This is a genomic window from Streptomyces sp. CA2R106 (genome assembly GCF_037034245.1).
Taxonomy (GTDB): domain Bacteria; phylum Actinomycetota; class Actinomycetes; order Streptomycetales; family Streptomycetaceae; genus Actinacidiphila.
This window is the reverse complement of record NZ_JBAGKC010000021.1, coordinates 55,750-74,661: the sequence shown is the minus strand read 5'-3', so window position 1 is coordinate 74,661 and position 18,912 is coordinate 55,750. Positions and strand designations below refer to the sequence as shown.

Annotated in this window: 18 protein-coding genes; 11 read left to right on the top strand and 7 right to left on the bottom strand. The window is 72.7% G+C overall.

Features of this window, described 5'->3' with window-relative positions:
- Window positions 1-3: 3 nt before the first annotated feature.
- The 3 genes from dnaJ to WA788_RS25240 all read left to right on the top strand — a co-directional run bounded on the left by dnaJ (window position 4) and on the right by WA788_RS25240 (window position 2,343).
- On the top strand, window positions 4-1,200 hold the full coding sequence (gene dnaJ / locus WA788_RS25250; RefSeq protein WP_335981002.1) for a molecular chaperone DnaJ: 1,197 nt from the start codon (window positions 4-6) through the stop codon (window positions 1,198-1,200).
- A gap of 4 nt (window positions 1,201-1,204) precedes the next feature.
- Window positions 1,205-1,681, top strand: a complete 477-nt coding sequence (locus WA788_RS25245; RefSeq protein WP_335981001.1) for a heat shock protein transcriptional repressor HspR — start codon at window positions 1,205-1,207, stop codon at window positions 1,679-1,681.
- A gap of 155 nt (window positions 1,682-1,836) precedes the next feature.
- A complete protein-coding gene (locus tag WA788_RS25240) occupies window positions 1,837-2,343 on the top strand; it encodes an FBP domain-containing protein (RefSeq protein ID WP_335981000.1) in 507 nt (168 codons plus the stop codon).
- A 10-nt stretch (window positions 2,344-2,353) separates the two neighbouring features.
- Here the strand turns inward: WA788_RS25240 and WA788_RS25235 are convergent, their stop codons facing one another.
- The 4 genes from WA788_RS25235 to WA788_RS25220 form a co-directional block, all read right to left on the bottom strand.
- On the bottom strand, window positions 2,354-2,935 hold the full coding sequence (locus WA788_RS25235) for a hypothetical protein (RefSeq protein ID WP_335980999.1): 582 nt from the start codon (window positions 2,933-2,935) through the stop codon (window positions 2,354-2,356).
- On the bottom strand, window positions 2,932-3,492 hold the full coding sequence (locus WA788_RS25230; protein ID WP_335980998.1) for a thioredoxin family protein: 561 nt from the start codon (window positions 3,490-3,492) through the stop codon (window positions 2,932-2,934). The genes WA788_RS25235 and WA788_RS25230 overlap by 4 nt, the downstream gene beginning before the upstream one ends.
- A gap of 178 nt (window positions 3,493-3,670) precedes the next feature.
- Window positions 3,671-4,078: a pyridoxamine 5'-phosphate oxidase family protein gene (locus WA788_RS25225; protein ID WP_335980997.1), complete on the bottom strand. Its 408-nt coding sequence runs from the start codon at window positions 4,076-4,078 to the stop codon at window positions 3,671-3,673.
- Between the two features lie 60 nt (window positions 4,079-4,138).
- A complete protein-coding gene (locus WA788_RS25220; RefSeq protein ID WP_443034095.1) occupies window positions 4,139-5,443 on the bottom strand; it encodes a cytochrome P450 family protein in 1,305 nt (434 codons plus the stop codon).
- Window positions 5,444-5,577: 134 nt separating this feature from the next.
- Here WA788_RS25220 and clpB point away from each other — a divergent pair, with 134 nt between their 5' ends.
- From clpB to argG, 4 genes are all read left to right on the top strand, one after another.
- Window positions 5,578-8,208, top strand: a complete 2,631-nt coding sequence (gene clpB / locus WA788_RS25215) for an ATP-dependent chaperone ClpB (RefSeq protein WP_335980996.1) — start codon at window positions 5,578-5,580, stop codon at window positions 8,206-8,208.
- Window positions 8,205-8,765 (top strand): YbjN domain-containing protein, encoded by a 561-nt coding sequence (locus WA788_RS25210; protein WP_335980994.1) that lies wholly within the window; start codon window positions 8,205-8,207, stop codon window positions 8,763-8,765. Before clpB ends, WA788_RS25210 begins: the two co-directional genes overlap by 4 nt.
- A gap of 190 nt (window positions 8,766-8,955) precedes the next feature.
- The gene (locus tag WA788_RS25205; RefSeq protein WP_335980992.1) at window positions 8,956-9,561 is read left to right on the top strand and encodes a GNAT family N-acetyltransferase; all 606 of its coding nucleotides are present in this window, start codon (window positions 8,956-8,958) and stop codon (window positions 9,559-9,561) included.
- 163 nt (window positions 9,562-9,724) lie between these two features.
- Window positions 9,725-11,176 (top strand): argininosuccinate synthase, encoded by a 1,452-nt coding sequence (argG, locus tag WA788_RS25200; protein ID WP_335981055.1) that lies wholly within the window; start codon window positions 9,725-9,727, stop codon window positions 11,174-11,176.
- Window positions 11,177-11,302: 126 nt separating this feature from the next.
- Here argG and WA788_RS25195 read toward each other — a convergent pair whose 3' ends face one another.
- A complete protein-coding gene (locus WA788_RS25195) occupies window positions 11,303-11,623 on the bottom strand; it encodes a DMT family transporter (RefSeq protein WP_335980991.1) in 321 nt (106 codons plus the stop codon).
- A 145-nt stretch (window positions 11,624-11,768) separates the two neighbouring features.
- Window positions 11,769-12,980 (bottom strand): pyridoxal phosphate-dependent aminotransferase, encoded by a 1,212-nt coding sequence (locus tag WA788_RS25190; RefSeq protein WP_335980990.1) that lies wholly within the window; start codon window positions 12,978-12,980, stop codon window positions 11,769-11,771.
- Between the two features lie 379 nt (window positions 12,981-13,359).
- Between WA788_RS25190 and WA788_RS25185 the strand changes: the two genes are divergently transcribed.
- The 4 genes from WA788_RS25185 (at window position 13,360) to WA788_RS25170 (ending at window position 18,448) form a co-directional block, all read left to right on the top strand.
- The gene (locus tag WA788_RS25185) at window positions 13,360-13,881 is read left to right on the top strand and encodes a DUF2617 family protein (protein WP_335980988.1); all 522 of its coding nucleotides are present in this window, start codon (window positions 13,360-13,362) and stop codon (window positions 13,879-13,881) included.
- A 181-nt stretch (window positions 13,882-14,062) separates the two neighbouring features.
- On the top strand, window positions 14,063-15,727 hold the full coding sequence (locus WA788_RS25180; protein WP_335980986.1) for a polyamine aminopropyltransferase: 1,665 nt from the start codon (window positions 14,063-14,065) through the stop codon (window positions 15,725-15,727).
- Window positions 15,728-15,963: 236 nt separating this feature from the next.
- Window positions 15,964-16,257, top strand: a complete 294-nt coding sequence (locus WA788_RS25175) for a hypothetical protein (protein WP_335980984.1) — start codon at window positions 15,964-15,966, stop codon at window positions 16,255-16,257.
- Window positions 16,258-16,357: 100 nt separating this feature from the next.
- Entirely contained in the window at window positions 16,358-18,448 is a 2,091-nt protein-coding gene (locus tag WA788_RS25170) for a hypothetical protein (RefSeq protein WP_335980982.1), read from the top strand.
- Here the strand turns inward: WA788_RS25170 and WA788_RS25165 are convergent.
- The gene (locus WA788_RS25165) at window positions 18,443-18,904 is read right to left on the bottom strand and encodes a hypothetical protein (RefSeq protein WP_335980981.1); all 462 of its coding nucleotides are present in this window, start codon (window positions 18,902-18,904) and stop codon (window positions 18,443-18,445) included. The two genes, WA788_RS25170 and WA788_RS25165, sit on opposite strands and share 6 nt — an antisense overlap.
- Between the last annotated feature and the right edge of the window lie 8 nt (window positions 18,905-18,912).

Below are 18,912 nucleotides of genomic sequence, written 5' to 3'. Positions count from 1 at the left end.
AGGATGAGCATCAGTAGGGACCTGTTGGAGAAGGACCTGTACAAGGTCCTCGGCGTCCCCAAGGACGCCACCGACGCCGAGATCAAGAAGGCGTACCGGAAGCTGGCCCGGGAGTTCCACCCCGACGCCAACAAGAACGACGCCACGGCCGAGGAGCGCTTCAAGGAGATCTCCGAGGCCAACGACGTCCTGTCCGACACCAAGCGCCGCAAGGAGTACGACGAGGGCCGCGCGCTGTTCGGCAACGGCGGCATGCGGCCCGGCCCCGGCGCGGGCGGCACCGGCGGGTTCAACTTCGACCTGGGCGACCTCTTCGGCGGTGCCCAGGGACCCGGCGGCACCACGACCGGCGGCCAGGGCGGCGGCTTCGGCGGCGGTCTCGGCGACGTGTTCGGCGGCCTGTTCAACCGGGGCGGCGGCGGCACCCGTGTGCAGCCGCGGCGCGGCCAGGACATCGAGTCCGAGGTGACGCTCAGCTTCACCGAGGCCGTCGACGGGGCCACGGTCCCGCTACGGATGTCCTCGCAGGCGCCCTGCAAGGCGTGCTCCGGCACCGGCGACAAGAACGGCACCCCCCGGGTGTGCCCGACCTGCGTCGGCACCGGGCAGGTCTCCCGCGGCGGCGGTGGCGGCTTCTCGCTGACCGACCCGTGTGTGGACTGCAAGGGCCGCGGCCTGATCGCGGAGAACCCCTGCGAGGTCTGCCACGGCAGCGGCCGGGCGAAGAGCTCGCGCACCATGCAGGTGCGCATCCCGGCGGGCGTCACCGACGGGCAGCGGATCAGGCTGCGCGGCAAGGGCGCCCCCGGTGAGCGCGGCGGACCGGCCGGCGACCTGTACGTGGTCGTGCACGTCGGCCGGCACCCGGTCTTCGGCCGCAAGGACGCGAACCTGACGGTCACGGTCCCGGTGAGCTTCACCGAGGCCGCGCTCGGCGGGGAGATCAAGGTGCCCACCCTGGGCGGGCCGCCGGTCACCCTGAAGCTGCCGGCCGGCACGCCGAACGGCCGGACGCTGCGGGCCCGCGGCAAGGGCGCGGTGCGCAAGGACGGGTCGCGCGGCGACCTGCTCGTCACCGTCGAGGTGGCGGTGCCCGCGCAGACCGAGGGCAAGGCGCTGGACGCACTGGAGTCGTACCGAGAGGCGACCGCGGACATCGACCCGCGGGCGGAGCTGTTCAAGGCCGCGAAGGGAGCGTGAACGGATGGGCATCGACGGCGGCGGGGCTCCCGGGCCCCGCATGGGACGTGGCCGCAATCCGTACCAGTTGACGGAGGAGTCACCGGTCTACGTGATCTCGGTGGCGGCCGAGCTGTCCGGGCTGCATCCGCAGACCCTGCGGCAGTACGACCGCCTCGGCCTGGTCTCGCCGGACCGGGCGGCCGGGCGCGGGCGGCGCTACTCCGCCCGCGACATCGAGCAGTTGCGGGAGGTGCAGCGGCTCTCGCAGGACGAGGGCATCAACCTCGCCGGCATCAAGCGGATCATCGAACTGGAGAACCAGGTCGCCGCGCTCCAGGCCCGGGTCGCCGAACTCTCCGCCGCCGTCGACGGCGCAGCCGCCGTCATCCAGCAGCGCGAAGCAGCGGTGCACGCCTCCTACCGGCGCGACCTGGTGCCGTACCAGGACGTGCAGCACACGAGCGCGCTCGTGGTGTGGCGCCCCAAGCGGGACGTCTGACCGGGCTGTTCACGCCGGGCTGTTCACGCAGCACACACGGTCCCCGCGCCCTCCCGAGGGTCGCGGGGATCTCGTGCGTCGGCCCGCCGTGCGGCCGGCGGGCCGCCGGTAAATGCGGCGACAGCGGCGCCGGGCGCTTGTTAGCTTCGGTCGTCATGGACCCACTTGGCGAGGCGCAGATCCGGGACTCCTTCGTGAACTGCTCGAAGGGGGAGGCGAAGCGCGTCCGGCTGCCGCGGGACCTCGCGGAGGTGCCGTGGGACGACCTGGACTTCTTCGGCTGGCGCGACCCGGGCGCGCCCGACCGCGCCTACCTGGTGACCGCGGGCGAGCAGCCGGTCGGCGTCACCCTGCGGGTGGCCCCCGGCGCGCGCCGCAACCTGATGCGCAGCAGCCTGTGCTCGGTCTGCCTGACCGGCCACTCCGGCGGCGGCGTCGACCTGCTGGCCGCGCCGCTGGCCGGCCCGGCCGGCCGGCAGGGCAACACCGTGGGCATCTACATGTGCGCCGACCTGGCCTGCTCCCTCTACGTCCGGGGCAAGAAGACCTCCGTACTGGCCAAGCGGATGGACGAGACCCTCACCCTGGCCGAGCAGATCGACCGCACCCTGCGCAACCTCGACGGCTTCCTCACCAAGATCACCGCTCCCCAGCCGCACTGACCGCCTGGCGTCAGCGCGGCGGAACGGCCAGCGTCACCGGGTGCGCCCGGACCGGCGCGAGGCAGGCGCCGTCGGTGGAGCAGGCTCCGTAGGTGAGCAGGACCCGCGCGGAGGCCGATCCGTCGGCGCTGCCCGCGAGCCGCGTGGCCAGGCTCAGGGTCACCGGCCCGTCGGGGTAGACCGGGAGCGCCAGGTCGAGGCCGGCGGGGCGCACCTCGTGCGGGGCGACGGAGGACGTCACCGGGCCGGTCGCGGTGAGCGGCGCGCCGACCGTCAGGCGGGTCGGGATGCCGAGACCGTCGACCCCGTCGTCGGGCAGCGTGAGGCTGTAGAGGTGGAAGCCCTTCTGCCGCGGGCTGAGGGTGGCGCGCACCGCCACCGTGTCCGCGCCCGACCGTTCGAGCGTGACGGCGACGTCCACCCCGCCCGCGGTGAAGGACGCCCGCGTACGCGTCGGCGCCGCGTGTGGCGAACCGCCGTGGCCGCCCTGGCCACCCTGTCCGCCCTGGCCGCAGCCGACCGTGCAGAGCAGCAGGGCGACGGCGGTGGAGCGGACGGCGTTCCTTCGTACGGCGGCCGGGGCCCTTCTCACGCCCACGTCTTCAGGAAGGCGTCGACCTGGCTCTCCGGCATACTGCGGGCGTTGGAGAACTGGCCCTGGTTGGTGGCCGTCTCGGTGGTGCCGTGCCGGTCCACCACGGCGAGCGCCGGAATGCCGCTGGAGTCGAGGTCGACGTAGCGCGCGGCGAGCGACAGGTTGTGGTCGAACTGGCCGACGTCGACCCGCACCACGTGGTACTTGGCCAGCAGGGCGGCCGTCGCCGGCTCGGTGAAGGTGCGGCCGAGCACCACGCAGTCCGGGCACCAGTCCGCGCCGAAGTCGATCAGTACGGGTCGGCCGTCCTTGGCCGAGGCGTGCTCGGCAGCGGTCACGTCCGCCGCCGCGTCCCGCGTGGGGTCGTAGCCTTCCGGCGACGCCGTGGCGGGCGTCGTCGCGGCAGGCGCCATCGTCGGGGTCGTCGCCGTCGGAGTGCTGCTCGTGGCGGCGGGCTTCGTAGTCGGCGCGGACGCGTCGGACGACGCTCCGTCCGAGGCTCCGCAGCCCGCGAGGAGCAGCGTCACCGCCGCGGCGCCCCCCGCCGCCAGCATCCGCGTTCCCGTGCTGACCGCGGTACGTCTCCGCGCGTCACGGCGCGCTCGTCCCCACATCGCCAACTGCCCCCCAGCTCGACCGAGTCAGCGCACTGTAGCAGGCGCCGCACCCCGCGTGAGCGCGTGTTCGCGCAGGTGGGGGCGGGCGTGGGGCCGGGTGGTCGGGGAGTGCGGGTCAGGCGTTGCCCATGGCGCGGGTGAGGGCGATCTCGATGACGACGCGGTCGGGGTTGGGGGCGGGGGTGCGGTCGTAGCGCTCGGCGTAGCGGCGGACGGCGTCGGCGACGCGCTCGGGGTCGGTGGAGACGGTCGCGAGGCCCTCCAGGGTGGCCCAGCGGCCGCGGTCGGCCTGGCAGACCGCCACCCGGGCGCCCGCGGGTCCGGCGGCCCGTACGTTGGCGGCCTTGCGGCTGCGGGTGTTGGTGATCACCCGGGCGAGCCCCGCGTCGGGGTCGTAGGTGACGCCGACCGGGACGACGTGCGGGGAGCCGTCGGGGCGCGTGGTGGTCAGCGTGCACAGGTGGTACTCGCGCCAGAACTCCAGGAAGCCGGGTTCGGGGGAGCGGGGATCGCGGCGGGCCATGGGGAAACGGTAGCCCGTCCCCGCCCCGCCCCGCCCCGCCCGGTCAGGGCACCCGACCGCTCAACCGCCCAGCCGCACCGGCAGTTCGCTGACGCTGTTGCCGACGAAGCCCGGCAGCGGCGGCAGTTCGGCCTCGGGTACGGCGGTCGCCAGCCGCGGCCACGCCCCGTACAGCGTGCGCAGCGCGACCGCGGCCTCAAGGCGGGCCAGCGGGGCGCCCAGGCAGTAGTGGGGGCCGTGCCCGAAGGACAGGTGGCGGGTGCCGGGCGGCCGGGTCACGTCGAACCGGTCGGCGTCCGGGCCGTACTCCCGGGAGTCGCGTCCGGCGGCGGCGTATCCGGCGAGCACGGGGGTGCCGCGCGGGATGACGGTGCCGCCCACGTCGAGGTCGGCGGTCGGGTAGCGGAAGGGGAAGTTGGCCACCGGGCTGTCCCAGCGCAGCGTCTCCTCGACCACCGCGTCCCAGGAGGCGCCGCCGGTCAGGACGAGGTCGCGCTGGTCCGGGTGGCGGCACAGGGCGCGCACCGCGTTGGTGATGAGGTTGAGGGTGGTCTCGTGGCCGGCCACGATCATCAGCAGCAGGGTGCCGGCGACCTCCTCGTCGCTCAGCCGCTCGGCGCCGCCCGCCCGGTCCTCGTCGCGGGCCGCGACCAGCGCGCCGGCCAGGTCGTCGGCCAGGTCGTCGGCCGGGTGGGCCCGGCGCTCGGCGACGACCTCGGCGAGCACCGCGTGGATGCCGCGCTGCGCGGCCATCGCCTCGGCGGCCGAACTGGAGGTGCTGACCAGCAGCCCGGTCAGGTCGTGCAGGTGGTCACGGTGCCCGGGCGCCACCCCGAGCAGGCGGCTGATCACTCCCATGGGGAGCGGATAGGCGAAGTGCGCGCGCAGGTCCACGACGCCGTCCGGCCCGGCGCGGTCCGGAAGGGCGGACACCAGCCCGCCGGCCAGCTGCTCGATCCAGGGCCGCATGGCGGCCACCCGTCGCGGTGTGAACGCCTTGGCGGCAAGGCCCCGCAGCCGCCGGTGGTCGTCGCCGTCGGCCGTGGTCATGCCGTTGACCAGGGCGAAGGCGTTGAGCTGCCACTGCGCCGGGACCCGGCCCTCCGTCAGGGCAGCGAAGTGGCGGGCGTTCTTCGCCACGGCGGGGTGGGCGAGGAAGTCGCGCAGCTCGCGGTGGCGGGAGACGATCATGCCGGGGACTCCCCCCGGCAGCATCACCGGGCAGGCGGCGGCGCGCTCGCGCAGATCGTCGGCGTCGGCCCGTACGGAGGCGCCGCCGGCACCCAGGGTGTACGGCTGGGTCGGGTCCGGTGTCGCCGGGTGCGGATGTGCCGGGTCCGGTGTCGCCGGGTGCGCCGAGGTCATGGGTCCTCCCAAAAAACGCGTGCTCTTCTGTGCCCGGAATCACCTTGAGTGGAATAGACTCAACTTGCTTCATGTTGAGGTAGTCAGGTTGAGGTACATGCTAGCGACGTACGTATGAGGAGGACAGAACGCCCGTGGAAGCCGAGCTGACCAACAAGAGCCGGGAAGCGCTCAACAGCGCGAACGCCAAGGCCGTCACCGAGGGGAACCCGGACCTGACGCCCGCGCATTTGCTGCTCGCTCTGCTGAGCGGCGCCGACAACGAGAACGTGCTCGACCTGCTGGCGGCCACCGGCGCCGACCCCGCCGCCGTGCGCGCCGGCACCGAGCGCCTGGTGGCGGGCCTGCCGTCGGTCCAGGGCGCCACCGTCGCACCCCCGCAGGCGAACCGTGACATGCTCGCGGTCATCGCCGACGCGTCCCAGCGCGCCAAGGACCTCGGCGACGCGTACGTGTCGACCGAGCACCTGCTGATCGGGATCGCCGTCAAGGGCGGCCCGGCCGGCGACCTGCTCAACGCCGCGGGCGCCAAGGCCAAGGCGCTGTTGACGGCGTTCGAGGACGCCAGGGGAGGGCAACGGGTGACCAGCCAGGACCCGGAAGGCACCTACAAGGCGCTGGAGAAGTACGGCACCGACTTCACCGCGGCCGCCCGCGAGGGCAAGCTCGACCCGGTGATCGGCCGGGACCAGGAGATCCGCCGGGTGGTCCAGGTGCTCTCGCGCCGGACGAAGAACAACCCGGTGCTCATCGGCGAGCCCGGCGTCGGCAAGACCGCCGTCGTCGAGGGCCTGGCCCAGCGCATCGTCAAGGGCGACGTGCCCGAGAGCCTGCGCAACAAGCGGCTGGTCTCCCTCGACCTGGGCGCCATGGTGGCCGGCGCGAAGTACCGCGGCGAGTTCGAGGAGCGCCTGAAGGCGGTGCTCGCCGAGATCAAGGACAGCGACGGGCAGGTCATCACCTTCATCGACGAGCTGCACACCGTCGTCGGCGCGGGCGCGGGCGGCGACTCCGCCATGGACGCGGGCAACATGCTCAAGCCGATGCTGGCCCGCGGCGAGCTGCGGATGGTCGGCGCCACCACGCTCGACGAGTACCGCGAGCGGATCGAGAAGGACCCGGCGCTGGAGCGGCGCTTCCAGCAGGTGCTGGTCGCCGAGCCCAGCGTCGAGGACACCGTGGCGATCCTGCGCGGCCTCAAGGGCCGCTACGAGGCGCACCACAAGGTGCAGATCGCCGACTCCGCGCTGGTCGCCGCCGCCACCCTCTCCGACCGCTACATCACCTCCCGCTTCCTGCCCGACAAGGCCATCGACCTGGTCGACGAGTCCGCGTCCCGGCTGCGCATGGAGATCGACTCCTCGCCGGTCGAGATCGACGAGCTGCAGCGCTCGGTCGACCGGCTGCGGATGGAGGAGATGGCGCTCAAGAACGAGACCGACCCCGGCTCCGTGCAGCGCCTGGACAAGCTCCGCAAGGACCTCGCCGACCGCGAGGAGGAGCTGCGCGGCCTGACCGCCCGCTGGGAGAAGGAGAAGCAGGGCCTGAACCGGGTCGGCGAGCTGAAGGAGCGCCTCGACGACATCGTCACCCGGATCGAACGCGCCCAGCGCGACGGCGACTTCGAGACCGCCTCGAAGCTGATGTACGGCGAGCGGCCCAAGCTGGAGGAGGAGCTGGAGGCGGCCACCCGCGAGGAGGAAGAGGCCGCCGCCCAGGGCCCTTCGACCAACATGGTCAAGGAGGAGGTCGGCCCGGACGACATCGCCGACGTCGTCGCCGCCTGGACCGGCATCCCCGCCGGCCGCCTGCTGGAGGGCGAGACGCAGAAGCTGCTGCGCATGGAGGACGAGCTCGGCAAGCGGCTGATCGGCCAGACCGAGGCGGTCCGCGCGGTCTCCGACGCGGTGCGCCGCTCCCGCTCCGGCATCGCCGACCCCGACCGCCCGACCGGCTCCTTCCTCTTCCTCGGCCCCACCGGCGTCGGCAAGACCGAACTGGCCAAGGCGCTCGCCGACTTCCTCTTCGACGACGAGCGGGCCATGGTCCGCATCGACATGAGCGAGTACGGCGAGAAGCACTCGGTGGCCCGCCTGGTCGGCGCCCCGCCCGGATACGTCGGCTACGAGGAGGGCGGCCAGCTCACCGAGGCGGTCCGCCGCCGCCCCTACAGCGTGGTGCTGCTCGACGAGGTGGAGAAGGCGCACCCGGAGGTCTTCGACGTCCTGCTCCAGGTGCTCGACGACGGCCGCCTCACCGACGGCCAGGGCCGCACCGTCGACTTCCGCAACGCGATCCTGATCCTCACCTCGAACCTGGGCAGCCAGTTCCTGGTCGACCCGGCCCTGGACGCGGAGCAGAAGAAGGCGAGCGTCCTGGCCACCGTCCGCGCCTCGTTCAAGCCGGAGTTCCTCAACCGGCTCGACGACATCGTGGTGTTCTCCGCGCTCGACCAGGACGAGCTGCGCCGGATCGCCCGGTTGCAGACCGACCGGCTCGGCGCCCGCCTCAAGGACCGCCGGCTCACCCTGGACATCACCGACAGCGCGCTCGACTGGCTCGCCGAGGAGGGCAACGACCCGGCGTACGGCGCCCGCCCGCTGCGCCGGCTGATCCAGACCTCGATCGGCGACCCGCTGGCCAAGGCGATCCTGGCCGGAGAGGTGCTCGACGGGCAGACCGTCCGGGTGGACCGGACGGTCGACGGGCTGATCCTCATGGGGGAGGATGGCGGGGAAACGTCACGAAGGGAACCCTCACGGTGAGCATCGACCCCTCCTCGATCCCGAACTTCGGGAGCCAGCCGGAACCGGACCAGCCGAGCGGAGGACCCGCGGCCCCCAGCGTGGTGATCCCGGACCAGGACCTGGTCACGCAGCTCCTCGACCAGATGGGCCTGAAGCACGCGGTCGACGACGAGGGCGACCTCCTCGCGCCCTGGGAGGAGTTCCGCACCTACTTCATGTTCCGCGGCGAGGCGCAGCAGCACGTCTTCGCGGTGCGCACGTTCTACGAGCGCGCGTACTCCGTGGACGAGAAGGCGCAGCTCCTCGAGGCGCTCGACGAGTGGAACCACCTCACGCTGTGGCCGAAGGTCTACACGAACACCGATGACGAAGGGGTCGTCCGCCTCATCGGCGAGGCCCAGATGCTCATCGGCATGGGCGTCGGCCTCGACCACTTCGTGGCCACCACGGTGAGCTGGGTCCAGGCGTCCATCGAGTTCAACAAGTGGCTCGGCGAGCGGCTGGGCCTCGAAGGGGCCGCGGACGACGACGAGTCCGGGGAGCCGGGCGAGTCCGGCGAGGGCTCCGAGGGCTGAGCGGGTCCACCGCGTCGAGCGCCCGGGACCGGTACGCGAGCCGTACGGGCCCGGGCGCTCGCCTGTGTATGTGCGGGCAGTGGGGTGGAGCGGGAGCCGTACGTGCATCCGTGCGTACCGGCGTGTGGACCGGCGTCCGTACGCCAAAACCTGAGGTCGGGCGGAGCGCCGGATCAGTAAGGTGTTGGCCATGGCCTCTCCGCGTGGTGCCGACCTCCTGGCGCCGACCGTCCTGCGTGCCCACGGGCTGCTGCTCCGCCCGGTCGTCGCGGCCGACGAACCCGCGGTCAGGAAGGCGATGGCCGACCCCGGCATCCTGCGGTGGGCCGCCGGCATGGCGGTGATCGGCTCGCCGCCGAAGGACCGGGGCACCGTGTGGCTGTCGGCGCGGCTGTCCGCGTGGACGACGGGCACCGCCGCGTTCGCGGTGACCGACCCGGCGAACGACGAGATGCTCGGCTACCTCGGTCTGCGCGACGTGCACCGCGTGCCCGACCAGGCGGTGGCCGGGTACTGGGTGACGCCCTCGGCGCGCGGCCGCCAGATCACCGCCCGCGCTCTGGACGCCGCCGCGACCTGGGCGTTCCGCCCGCCCCAGGACGGCGGTCTGGGACTGCACCGCATCCACCTCGACCACGTCCTCCACAACGTCGGCTCCTGCCGGGCCGCGCTGCGGGCGGGCTTCGCGCAGGAGGGCGTGATGCGCGGGTCGTTCGTCGAGCCCGACGGCACCCGGCACGACTGCCACCTGCACGCCCGCCTCGCCACGGACCCGGCCGTCCCGCCCTTCGACTGACCGGGGCGCGCTGCTTCGAGCGCCGATTCTTTGCCTGAGCGCCAACCCGTGCTGCCCCCTCGACGGCGGCCCGACGACCCGACCTGACCGGCGCCTTACCGTCCGGCGAAGCCATCGGCAACCCGACATTGCATGATCATGCGTAATCATGCATACTCTTGCTATGTCCAAGGTCCTCACCACCCTCCCCGCCGGCGAGCGCGTCGGCATCGCCTTCTCCGGCGGCCTCGACACTTCGGTGGCGGTCGCGTGGATGCGCGACAAGGGCGCTGTCCCGTGCACGTACACCGCCGACATCGGCCAGTACGACGAACCCGACATCGCCTCGGTCCCCGATCGCGCGCTGGCCTACGGCGCCGAGGTCGCGCGCCTGGTCGACTGCCGCGCGGCGCTGGTCGAGGAGGGCCTGGCCGCGCTCGCCTGCGGGGCGTTCCACATCCGCTCCGCCGGGCGCGTCTACTTCAACACCACCCCGCTCGGCCGCGCCGTCACCGGCACGCTCCTGGTGCGGGCGATGCTGGCCGACGACGTCCAGATCTGGGGCGACGGCTCGACCTTCAAGGGCAACGACATCGAGCGGTTCTACCGCTACGGCCTCCTCGCCAACCCGCACCTGCGGATCTACAAGCCCTGGCTGGACGCGGACTTCGTGACCGAACTCGGCGGCCGCAAGGAGATGTCCCAGTGGCTGCTCGACCACGGGCTGCCCTACCGCGACAGCACCGAGAAGGCGTACTCCACCGACGCCAACATCTGGGGCGCCACCCATGAGGCCAAGACGCTGGAGCACCTGGACACCGGCGTCGAGACTGTCGACCCGATCATGGGTGTGCGGTTCTGGGACCCGTCGGTCGAGATCGCCGTCGAGGACGTGACGATCGGCTTCGACCAGGGCCGCCCGATCACGGTCAACGGCGTGAAGCTCGGCCCCGTCGAGCTGGTGACCGAGGTGAACGCCATCGGCGGCCGCCACGGCATGGGCATGTCCGACCAGATCGAGAACCGGATCATCGAGGCCAAGAGCCGCGGCATCTACGAGGCGCCCGGCATGGCGCTGCTGCACGCCGCGTACGAGCGCCTGGTCAACGCGATCCACAACGAGGACACCCTCGCCCAGTACCACACCGAGGGTCGCCGCCTCGGCCGGCTGATGTACGAAGGCCGCTGGCTGGACCCGCAGGCGCTGATGATCCGCGAGTCCCTCCAGCGCTGGGTCGGCGCGGCCGTCACCGGCGAGGTGACCCTGCGGCTGCGCCGCGGCGAGGACTACTCGGTCCTCGACACCACCGGCCCGGCCTTCAGCTACCACCCGGACAAGCTGTCGATGGAGCGCACCGAGGACTCCGCGTTCGGCCCCGTGGACCGGATCGGCCAGCTCACCATGCGCAACCTCGACATCGCCGACTCCCGCGCCAAGCTGGAGCAGTACGCCCAGCTCGGCCTGATCGGCTCCGGCAGCCCCGCCATCGGCGCCGCCCAGGCCGCCGCCACCGGCCTGATCGGCACCATGCCGCGCCTGCCCGAGGGCGGCGCCGAGGCGATCGCCTCCCGCGGCGAGGCCACCGAGGACGACGAGCTGCTCGACCTGGCCGCCATGGAGTCCGGCACCGACTGACCCGCGCAGCCCCGCCCGCAGGCGCACAGAGCACGGCGGAACCCCAGGTCGCGTCCCTCGTGACCTGGGGTTCCGGTGTTCCGGACCGGACCGGACCGGCTCGCGCGGCGCCCGGCGGCCGGGCTCTCAGTGGGAGGTGTGGACGTTCAGCAGCACCACGCCCGCGATGACCAGGGCGATCCCCGCCCACTGCACCCGCCCCAGCGACTCGCCGAACGCCGCCGCCCCGATCGCGGCCACCGCCGCCGTACCGGCGCCCGACCAGACCGCGTACGCCACCGACACCGGGATGCGGACGAGCGCCCGGCCGAGCAGCGCGAACGACAGCACATAGCCGATGACCACCGCCACCGTCGGCCACAGCCGGGTGTACCCGTCGGTGAGCTTCAGGCAGCTGGTGGCGCAGACCTCGGAGGCGATGGCGAGCGCGAGCAGTATGTAGGGCACGGTGACTCCTGAGCGGGTCCGGCGGCGGCGGACCGCCCGCCGGCACGACGACGTCGACGACGCCCCCAAGGCTGCCAAGCGCCCCCGACCCCCCTACCTCCGGCCCGCCGACCACCCCGCGCGACAGCCCTGAGCGGCGTCGGTCTCAGCCCGTGAACGCCTGCCGCAGGCGCTCGGCGGCATCGCGGAGCACCTCGGGGCGTTTGCAGAAGGCGAAGCGGACCTGGGTACGGCCGGCGGTGGGGTGGTCGTAGAAGACGGAGTTGGGGACGGCGACCACCCCGGCCCGCTCCGGCAGGGCGCGGCAGAAGGCCAACGCGTCCATGCCCGGGGCGAGTCCGGCGATGTCGGTGGTGATGAAGTAGGTGCCGCGTGGCGCGTACACCTCGAAGCCCGCGTCGGCGAGTCCCGCCGCGAGGATGTCGCGCTGCGCCCGCAGGCCGTCGCGCAGACCGGTGAAGTACGCGTCGGGCAGCGCGAGGGCCTCGGCGGCGGCGTACTGGAACGGCCCCGAGGCGACGTAGGTGAGGAACTGCTTCGTGGTCCGCACCGCGGCCACCAGTTCGCGGCTGCCCGTGACCCAGCCGACCTTCCAGCCGGTGAAGGAGAAGGTCTTGCCCGCCGAGGAGATGGCGACGGTGCGCTCGCGCATGCCCGGCAGGGAGATCAGCGGGATGTGCTCGGCGCCGTCGTACGCGATGTGCTCGTAGACCTCGTCGGTGACGACCAGCAGGTCGCGGGAGACGGCGAGTTCGGCGATCGCGGTCAGCTCGTCGCGGGTGAGGACCATGCCGGTGGGGTTGTGCGGGCTGTTGAGCAGGAGCAGCCGGGTGCGCGGGGTCACCGCGGCGCGCAGGGCGTCGAGGTCCGGGCGGAAGTCGGGTGCGCGCAGGGTGAGCGGGACCCGGACGCCGCCGGCCATCGCGATGCAGGCGGCGTAGGAGTCGTAGAACGGCTCGAACGCGATCACCTCGTCGCCCGGCTCCAGCAGCGCCAGCATCGCCGCCGCGATCGCCTCGGTGGCACCGGCGGTGACCAGCACCTCGGTGTCGGGGTCGAAGTCGAGCCCGTAGAAGCGCTTCTGGTGGTCGGTGACGGCGGTGCGCAGTTCGGGGACGCCCGGGCCGGGCGGGTACTGGTTGCCGCGGCCGTCGCGCAGCGCCCGTACGGCCGCCTCGCGTACGGACTCCGGCCCGTCGGTGTCGGGGAAGCCCTGCCCGAGGTTGATCGCGCCGGTGGCAACCGCCAGCGCGGACATCTCGGCGAAGATCGTCGTCCCCAGGCCGGCCAGCCGGCGGTTCAGGAAGGGGCGCCGGGACGCGTCAGGGCCGTCCGCCGCGCCCACCGTGCCTGCCATCGAGGTCCACCCGCTCTCCACGCACCAGCCCAACCGATCAGCCGATGGTACCGGGTTGTCATATCGGAACACCTGAACTCGTAAGCGCTCCAAGGGATGGAAAGTACGCGCAGATGGGTAAAAACGCTGAGCGCGGCGTGTGATCCGTGGTTCCGTAGGTCCCGGATCGCCGCGGGAGTCGTCGGGGCCTCCCGATCATCCAGATCACCCCGAACCCGCCGGGCCGAGCCAGGTCCACCGGCGATCCGTGCCTGAACGATCCCTCATCCACCTGGCCCCCACACCGGCGCAAGCCACCGCACCTCCGCCTCGCGGCGCGGGCGGGACGGCCTGTTCGCGCCGGGTGTGCGATCCCCAGCGTGCACCGCGGAGCCCTCCCATGCTCACCACCATTGACACCGCATACACGGACACCCGGGCAGGCGATCTCGCCTGGTGCCTGGACAAGGAAGCGCTGCCCGCGCTCGCCACCCTCGGCGTACGGGTCGGCGAGGCCGCGGCGCTCCATGCCGACGTCGAGTTACGCCTGCTCGGCGCCTCCCACCAGGTGCTCGTCGACGCCGGCCGCGACAACTGCTCCGAGACGGTGGCGTGCCTGCCGGGCAGCCAGGCACCGCTGCCGTTCGGCGTATCCCGCCGGGTCGGCACCTGGGAGTACGAGTTCGCGGCCCGCATCGAGCACCTCACGCCCGGCTCCTTCACCGCCCGCGCCCAGGAGTTGCTCGCCCTGGTCACCGACCACCCGCAGGGCCTGGCCGGCACCTTCCCGGGTGACCCCAACGCGTTCACCGCGATGCTGGTGCAGTGCAGGGAGGGCAGCGTGCGCTGGCGGACCTGGCACGCCTATCCGCAGGAAGGGCGGTTGGTGGCGACCCGGACCAGGCTGCGGGTCCCGTGCTGACCGGCCCCGGCGCGGCTCCACCGCCCGCCGCCCCCGGGGCGCGTGCCGTACGGCATGGGGCCCGGCCGTACCCCTGCGCGCTTCCGGGCGCCACCGCCCGCCGCCACCCGCCCGCCTGTACGGACGAATTGCACCCTTGTGGGTGACGGGTGACGGCGCAACCCTGACATAGCGTGCATTCATGCTCGACCAGCGCGGACGACCGCAAACCCCCCGCCCGCTCGCCTTGGCGTTGCCCGTCCCCGTGCGGGCGGCCCGCGCGCTGGTCCTCGCGGCCGTCTTCGTCTGCGCCGCCTGCGGGCTGGTGTACGAACTCGAACTCGTCGCCCTCGCCTCGTACTTGGTCGGCGACTCGGTCACCCAGGCGTCAGTGGTGCTGTCGGTGATGGTCTTCGCGATGGGCTGCGGCTCGCTGCTGGCAAAACGGTTGCGCAGCCGCGCCGCCGCCGCGTTCGTCGCCGTCGAGTCCGCGCTCGCGCTCGTCGGCGGGCTGTCGGTGATGACGCTCTACGCGGTCTTCGCCTGGTACGGCCAGGCCCGGTTCGCCATGATCGGCTGCGCCTATGTGATCGGCGTGCTGATCGGGGCGGAGGTGCCGCTGCTGATGACGCTCGTGCAGCGCATCCGCCGCCAGGACGCGGGCGGTGCCGTCGCCGACCTGTTCGCCGCGGACTACGTCGGCGCGCTCCTCGGGGGCCTGGCCTTCTCCTTCGTTCTGCTGCCGTTCCTGGGGCAGTTGACCGGCGCGCTCGCGACGGGCGCGGTCAACGCGGTCGCGGGCGGCAGCATCATGCTGTGGCTCTTCCGCGGCGACCTGTCCGCCCGCGCGCGCGGTTGGCTGCTGACCGCCAACGTCGGCGTGCTCGCCCTGCTCGCGTGCGCGGCCGTCGGCGCCGGGCCGTTCGAACGCGCCGCCCGGCACGCCGTGTACGGCGACGGGGTGCGCGTCGCCGAGCAGACCGGCGCGGAGGAGATCGTGCTCGCCGGCGGCACCGGCACGGGCGGCGGCGCCTCGCTGCGGCTGTACGTCGACGGCGACTTGGCGGTCTGCGGCGCCGACGAGGCCGTCCACCACCAGGCGCTGGTGGCGCCGGCGATGAGCGGGCCGCACGCCCGGGTGCTGGTCCTCGGCGGCGGTGACGGGCTCGCGCTGCGTGAAGTGCTGCGCCACCAGGGCGTGTTGGCGGTGACCGTCGTCCCCGGCGACACCGAGGTCGCCCGGCTGGGCCGCACTGACCCGGGGCTCACCGCGCTCAACGGGCACGCGTTCGGCGACCCGAGGGTGCGGGAGGTGGGGGGCGACGTGTTCGGCTGGCTGCGCCGGTCCGTACGCGGAGGGAGCGCGGCCCGGCAGCGGTACGACGTGATCATCGAGGACCTCCCCGCGCCCGGCGACTCCGACAGCGCGAAGCTCTACTCGCAGGAGTTCTACGGGCTGGCCGCGCGTGAACTGGCAGCCGGGGGGCGGATCGCCGTTCACGCGGGTTCCGTTGTCCACAGCCTGTGGACAACGGACGCGACGCTTCGGGCCGTGTCCCTGCGCGGCACCCCGTACACGTTGCCCGCCTCCGGGGCGTGCGGCGCGACGCAGGACTGGAACTTCCTGCTGGCCGCGCCCACTTCGGTGCCGCCTCGGCTCAGGCTTCCGCCGGAGCGGCCGGGAGTGTCGGACGCGAGGGGCGAGTCGGCCCCGGCCGGTGCGGCTCCGTCGGGTTCCGCCTCGCCCGGGTCCGGTTCGGCGCTCACCGCTGCGGACCTCGGTGCCGCCGCCCGCCGGGCAGAGCGGGAGCGTCCGTCCCACCCGGTGCCGCCGTCCACGCTGCTGCGTCCGCGCGTCGCGGAGTAGTGGGGTGCGGGGCGGTTTGGCGCGGGGCGTCACCGTATCGTGTGTACGCAAAGTGATGGGCGATGCCCGGGTTGTGTCAGAATTGCCGTGGTGAGTAGCGGAGTTGGTGACCCTTCGCGGTGATCGCGGGTGCCTGGGATGCCTTGGGGTGCCCGGGTGCGCTCGGTATGCGCGGGGGAGACGTACGACGGTACGACGGGAGGCGGCGGGTGGCGGCGGACGACAGCCACGGGCCCATGGTGGACAACCCGTGGCGAGAGCAACTGGTCACCCTCAGAACGGATCTCCTCAAGGAGATGCACGACCTTCGCGCCCTGCTCAAGGGCCCGTGCGCCGACATCGGCCAGGGGGAGATCTGGGTCGGCCCGACCGCCGACACCTGGCACACCGAGGCGCAGGCCCGCCGCACCGACCTGCTGGCCCAACTCGACCTGCTGGTACCGCTGGTGGACACCGCGATCGGCGCGTGTGCGCCGCAGGTGACCGTGGGAGAGGCGAAGAGCCTCCAGGTGGACCTGCTCCAGCCGTAGTTGCCGCCGGGGCGAGACCGCCCCTGACCCCCGTACGTACGTACCCGGGCCCGCGCACAGCCGCCGCGTCCGCGTGCACGGAAGCACCGTGGGACGACACATGGGACACCCCCAGCGGAAGCCGACCTTCTCCGGCATCGACCCGGACCGGCTGCCCGGCACCATCAACTCCCTGGAGAGCGACACCAAACGGCTGCATGACAGCGCCACCCGCTTCCGCAACCGCTTCGCCCACTACGACCTCGACACCCGGCCGCTGGACCGGCTGCTCGCCATCTCCCGCTGGGCCGACGGCGAACTCCCCCTGCTCCGCCGCCGCCAGCGCCTCGCGGCCGCCATCGGCGAACACAGCTCGCAGCGCACCCTGATCTCCGTCCCCGACAGCGCCGTCACCCCTGGCGCGGCCGCCCGCGCCACCGCCCAAGGCAGCGCCCTCGCCCGCGACTTCGACCAGCAGATGGCCGACCACTACGGCGCCGTCCCCGAGCACCTCTTCGCCGAACTCGCCGCCGGCGGCTACGACGGCGACTTCCTCCGCGGCTTCTACACCACCCTCGGCCCCCGCCGCCTGTCCCAACTGTCCAACGCCATGTCCGGCAGCCCCTACGACCGCCGCTACCCGGACCACCCCGACCAACTCGCCTATGACCGCGACGTCCTGGCCCGTACCTTCGGCGGGTTCACCCGCGTCGCGGCCGACACCAGCCCCGAGCGCGACCGACACGCCTTCTGGTCGACCTGGTTCGACCGCTTCGACGACCCCGGCCAAGGGTTCCGCCCCGACCTCCTCCTTCCCCTCGTCGACAGCGGCACCTACGCCCCCGACTTCCTCCTCGCCCTCACCGACCGCGCCTTCACCACCGACCCGTCCCGCAGCGTCACCCCGCGTATGTCCGGTTCCCCCGCCGTAGAGGACGCCTGGCACGCCGACCACTACGTCCAGCTCTTCGACGCCCTCGCCAAGTGCCCGCTCGCCGCAGGCCAGTTCGTTGCCCGGCGCCCCGACATCGCCGCCAACGCCCTCTACCCGGGCGGCGGCAGCACCACCCCCGAGCGGATCGCCGCCTTCACCGCCACCCTCAAGGCCGCGACGGTCACCCTCCGCGACACCCACCCCGCCCTCTCCGACCGCAACACCGCGTGGCTCCTCACCACCAACCTCGCCCACTCCCAGGACCCGTCCCTCCGGACCGCCCACCCCTACCCCGCGGTCTCCCTCCTCTTCTCCGAGATCCTGGCCCAGCACTGGGACGACCTCCAGTACGCGATCACCTCCCCGGCCCAGGACGCCTTCTGGCCCGCCCCCACCTGGAACCCCACCGCTTTCACCCACTCCCAGAACCCCACCCGCGACGGCCTCGAACTCCACCCCTCCGTCTGGAAGGCCTTCATGGAGGAGTCCATCCGCAACCCCCAAGCAGCCGCGAGCATGAGCGCACTCTTCGAGGCGAGCGGCCGGAAGCTCGTGAACGACGCGGAGACCGCGGGGCTCAGCGAGGAGGACCAGGACGCGGTCGCGTACCTCAGCTTCTCGAAGGGCCTGATGGACGGTTTCTACGGTGACGTCTTCACGACGACCGAGCAGCAGCTCGGCGCCGAGAGCCAGGCGTGGGCGGACGCGATGACCAGCTCACGGGAGAACCTCGTCCGTGCGGCCGCCACCCTCGCCACGGGCCCGGACGGCGCTGCCGGTTTCGCAGAACAGACGGGCCAGGAGATCGCCACGGGAATCCTGGAGAGCTGGATTCACCAGACGGTCATGGCGACGCCCGGAGAAGCGCCGAAGGACCTGGTGGACGGGCTGAAGGGCCTCCAGGACGCAGAGCTGAGCACGACGTGGTGGGCTACGTTCGCCAGCCACGCCTCAGCGCTTCTTGGCTCGGCTGCCACCATCAAGAGCATCCGGCCGGTCGCGGTGCAGCTGCCTGGCCATAGCGCGCCTACGACGTACACGGGCGATCCATACGGGCGCGGCGGGAGCGCGGTGAAATACATCACCGGCCCGGAGGACGACTTCGTCTCGGTCATGAGGAAGTACGGCGGGCAGCAGGCACTCGCGAAGATGACGCCGCGCCAACTGGGCTCCTACAGCGACTGGATCGAGGACCCGGCGGTGGTGACGAGGCTCGCCGGACGCGGCGCGTTCGACTCGTTGCTCGGCCGAGGCGTCACTCGCGGGGACTCCTCATGACGGGATGATCTGCCACGACAAGTAGCCGGATGGCGGGTAGATGTCACTTGGTTCGAACGCGAACGCGACGAGGTTGTCACCGCTGAAATAGGACCTGGTAACGCCGTCTCCGCAGCGCACTTCCGGTTCGGCGTCGTTGTCCCGCTGCTTCGTGTTCCAGTAAAGCTCCACCGCCCCCGACCCCGCACACGCCGCCTCCAGGACGTACTTCCCGGCGGGAAGCCGTGGGGTCGTCCGGCCCAGCCGGCGCCGCTTCTCGACGGCGCCGGTCCACCGCAACCGGACGTCGGACGACGGTGTCAGCCGCGCCTCCGCCTGCCGGCGCAGTTCCCCCTCGCTCCGGGTGGTGCCGGCGGTCGGGCGGACCGGGTGGCGGGACGTGCCGCAGCCCGCGGTGAGGGGGAGGACAGCGGCGGCCACGAGGGCTACGACGGTGCCGTACCAGGATCGCGACATGGTCTGCT

Coding starts and splice junctions, on each gene's coding strand:
- dnaJ (WP_335981002.1), top strand. CDS start 4: ATGAGCATCAGTAGGGACCTGTTGGAGAAGGACCTGTACAAGGTCCTC.
- WA788_RS25245 (WP_335981001.1), top strand. CDS start 1,205: ATGGGCATCGACGGCGGCGGGGCTCCCGGGCCCCGCATGGGACGTGGC.
- WA788_RS25240 (WP_335981000.1), top strand. CDS start 1,837: ATGGACCCACTTGGCGAGGCGCAGATCCGGGACTCCTTCGTGAACTGC.
- WA788_RS25230 (WP_335980998.1), bottom strand. CDS start 3,492: ATGCTGGCGGCGGGGGGCGCCGCGGCGGTGACGCTGCTCCTCGCGGGC.
- WA788_RS25225 (WP_335980997.1), bottom strand. CDS start 4,078: ATGGCCCGCCGCGATCCCCGCTCCCCCGAACCCGGCTTCCTGGAGTTC.
- WA788_RS25220 (WP_443034095.1), bottom strand. CDS start 5,443: ATGACCTCGGCGCACCCGGCGACACCGGACCCGGCACATCCGCACCCG.
- WA788_RS25205 (WP_335980992.1), top strand. CDS start 8,956: ATGGCCTCTCCGCGTGGTGCCGACCTCCTGGCGCCGACCGTCCTGCGT.
- argG (WP_335981055.1), top strand. CDS start 9,725: ATGTCCAAGGTCCTCACCACCCTCCCCGCCGGCGAGCGCGTCGGCATC.
- WA788_RS25190 (WP_335980990.1), bottom strand. CDS start 12,980: ATGGCAGGCACGGTGGGCGCGGCGGACGGCCCTGACGCGTCCCGGCGC.
- WA788_RS25185 (WP_335980988.1), top strand. CDS start 13,360: ATGCTCACCACCATTGACACCGCATACACGGACACCCGGGCAGGCGAT.
- WA788_RS25180 (WP_335980986.1), top strand. CDS start 14,063: ATGCTCGACCAGCGCGGACGACCGCAAACCCCCCGCCCGCTCGCCTTG.
- WA788_RS25175 (WP_335980984.1), top strand. CDS start 15,964: ATGGTGGACAACCCGTGGCGAGAGCAACTGGTCACCCTCAGAACGGAT.
- WA788_RS25170 (WP_335980982.1), top strand. CDS start 16,358: ATGGGACACCCCCAGCGGAAGCCGACCTTCTCCGGCATCGACCCGGAC.
- WA788_RS25165 (WP_335980981.1), bottom strand. CDS start 18,904: ATGTCGCGATCCTGGTACGGCACCGTCGTAGCCCTCGTGGCCGCCGCT.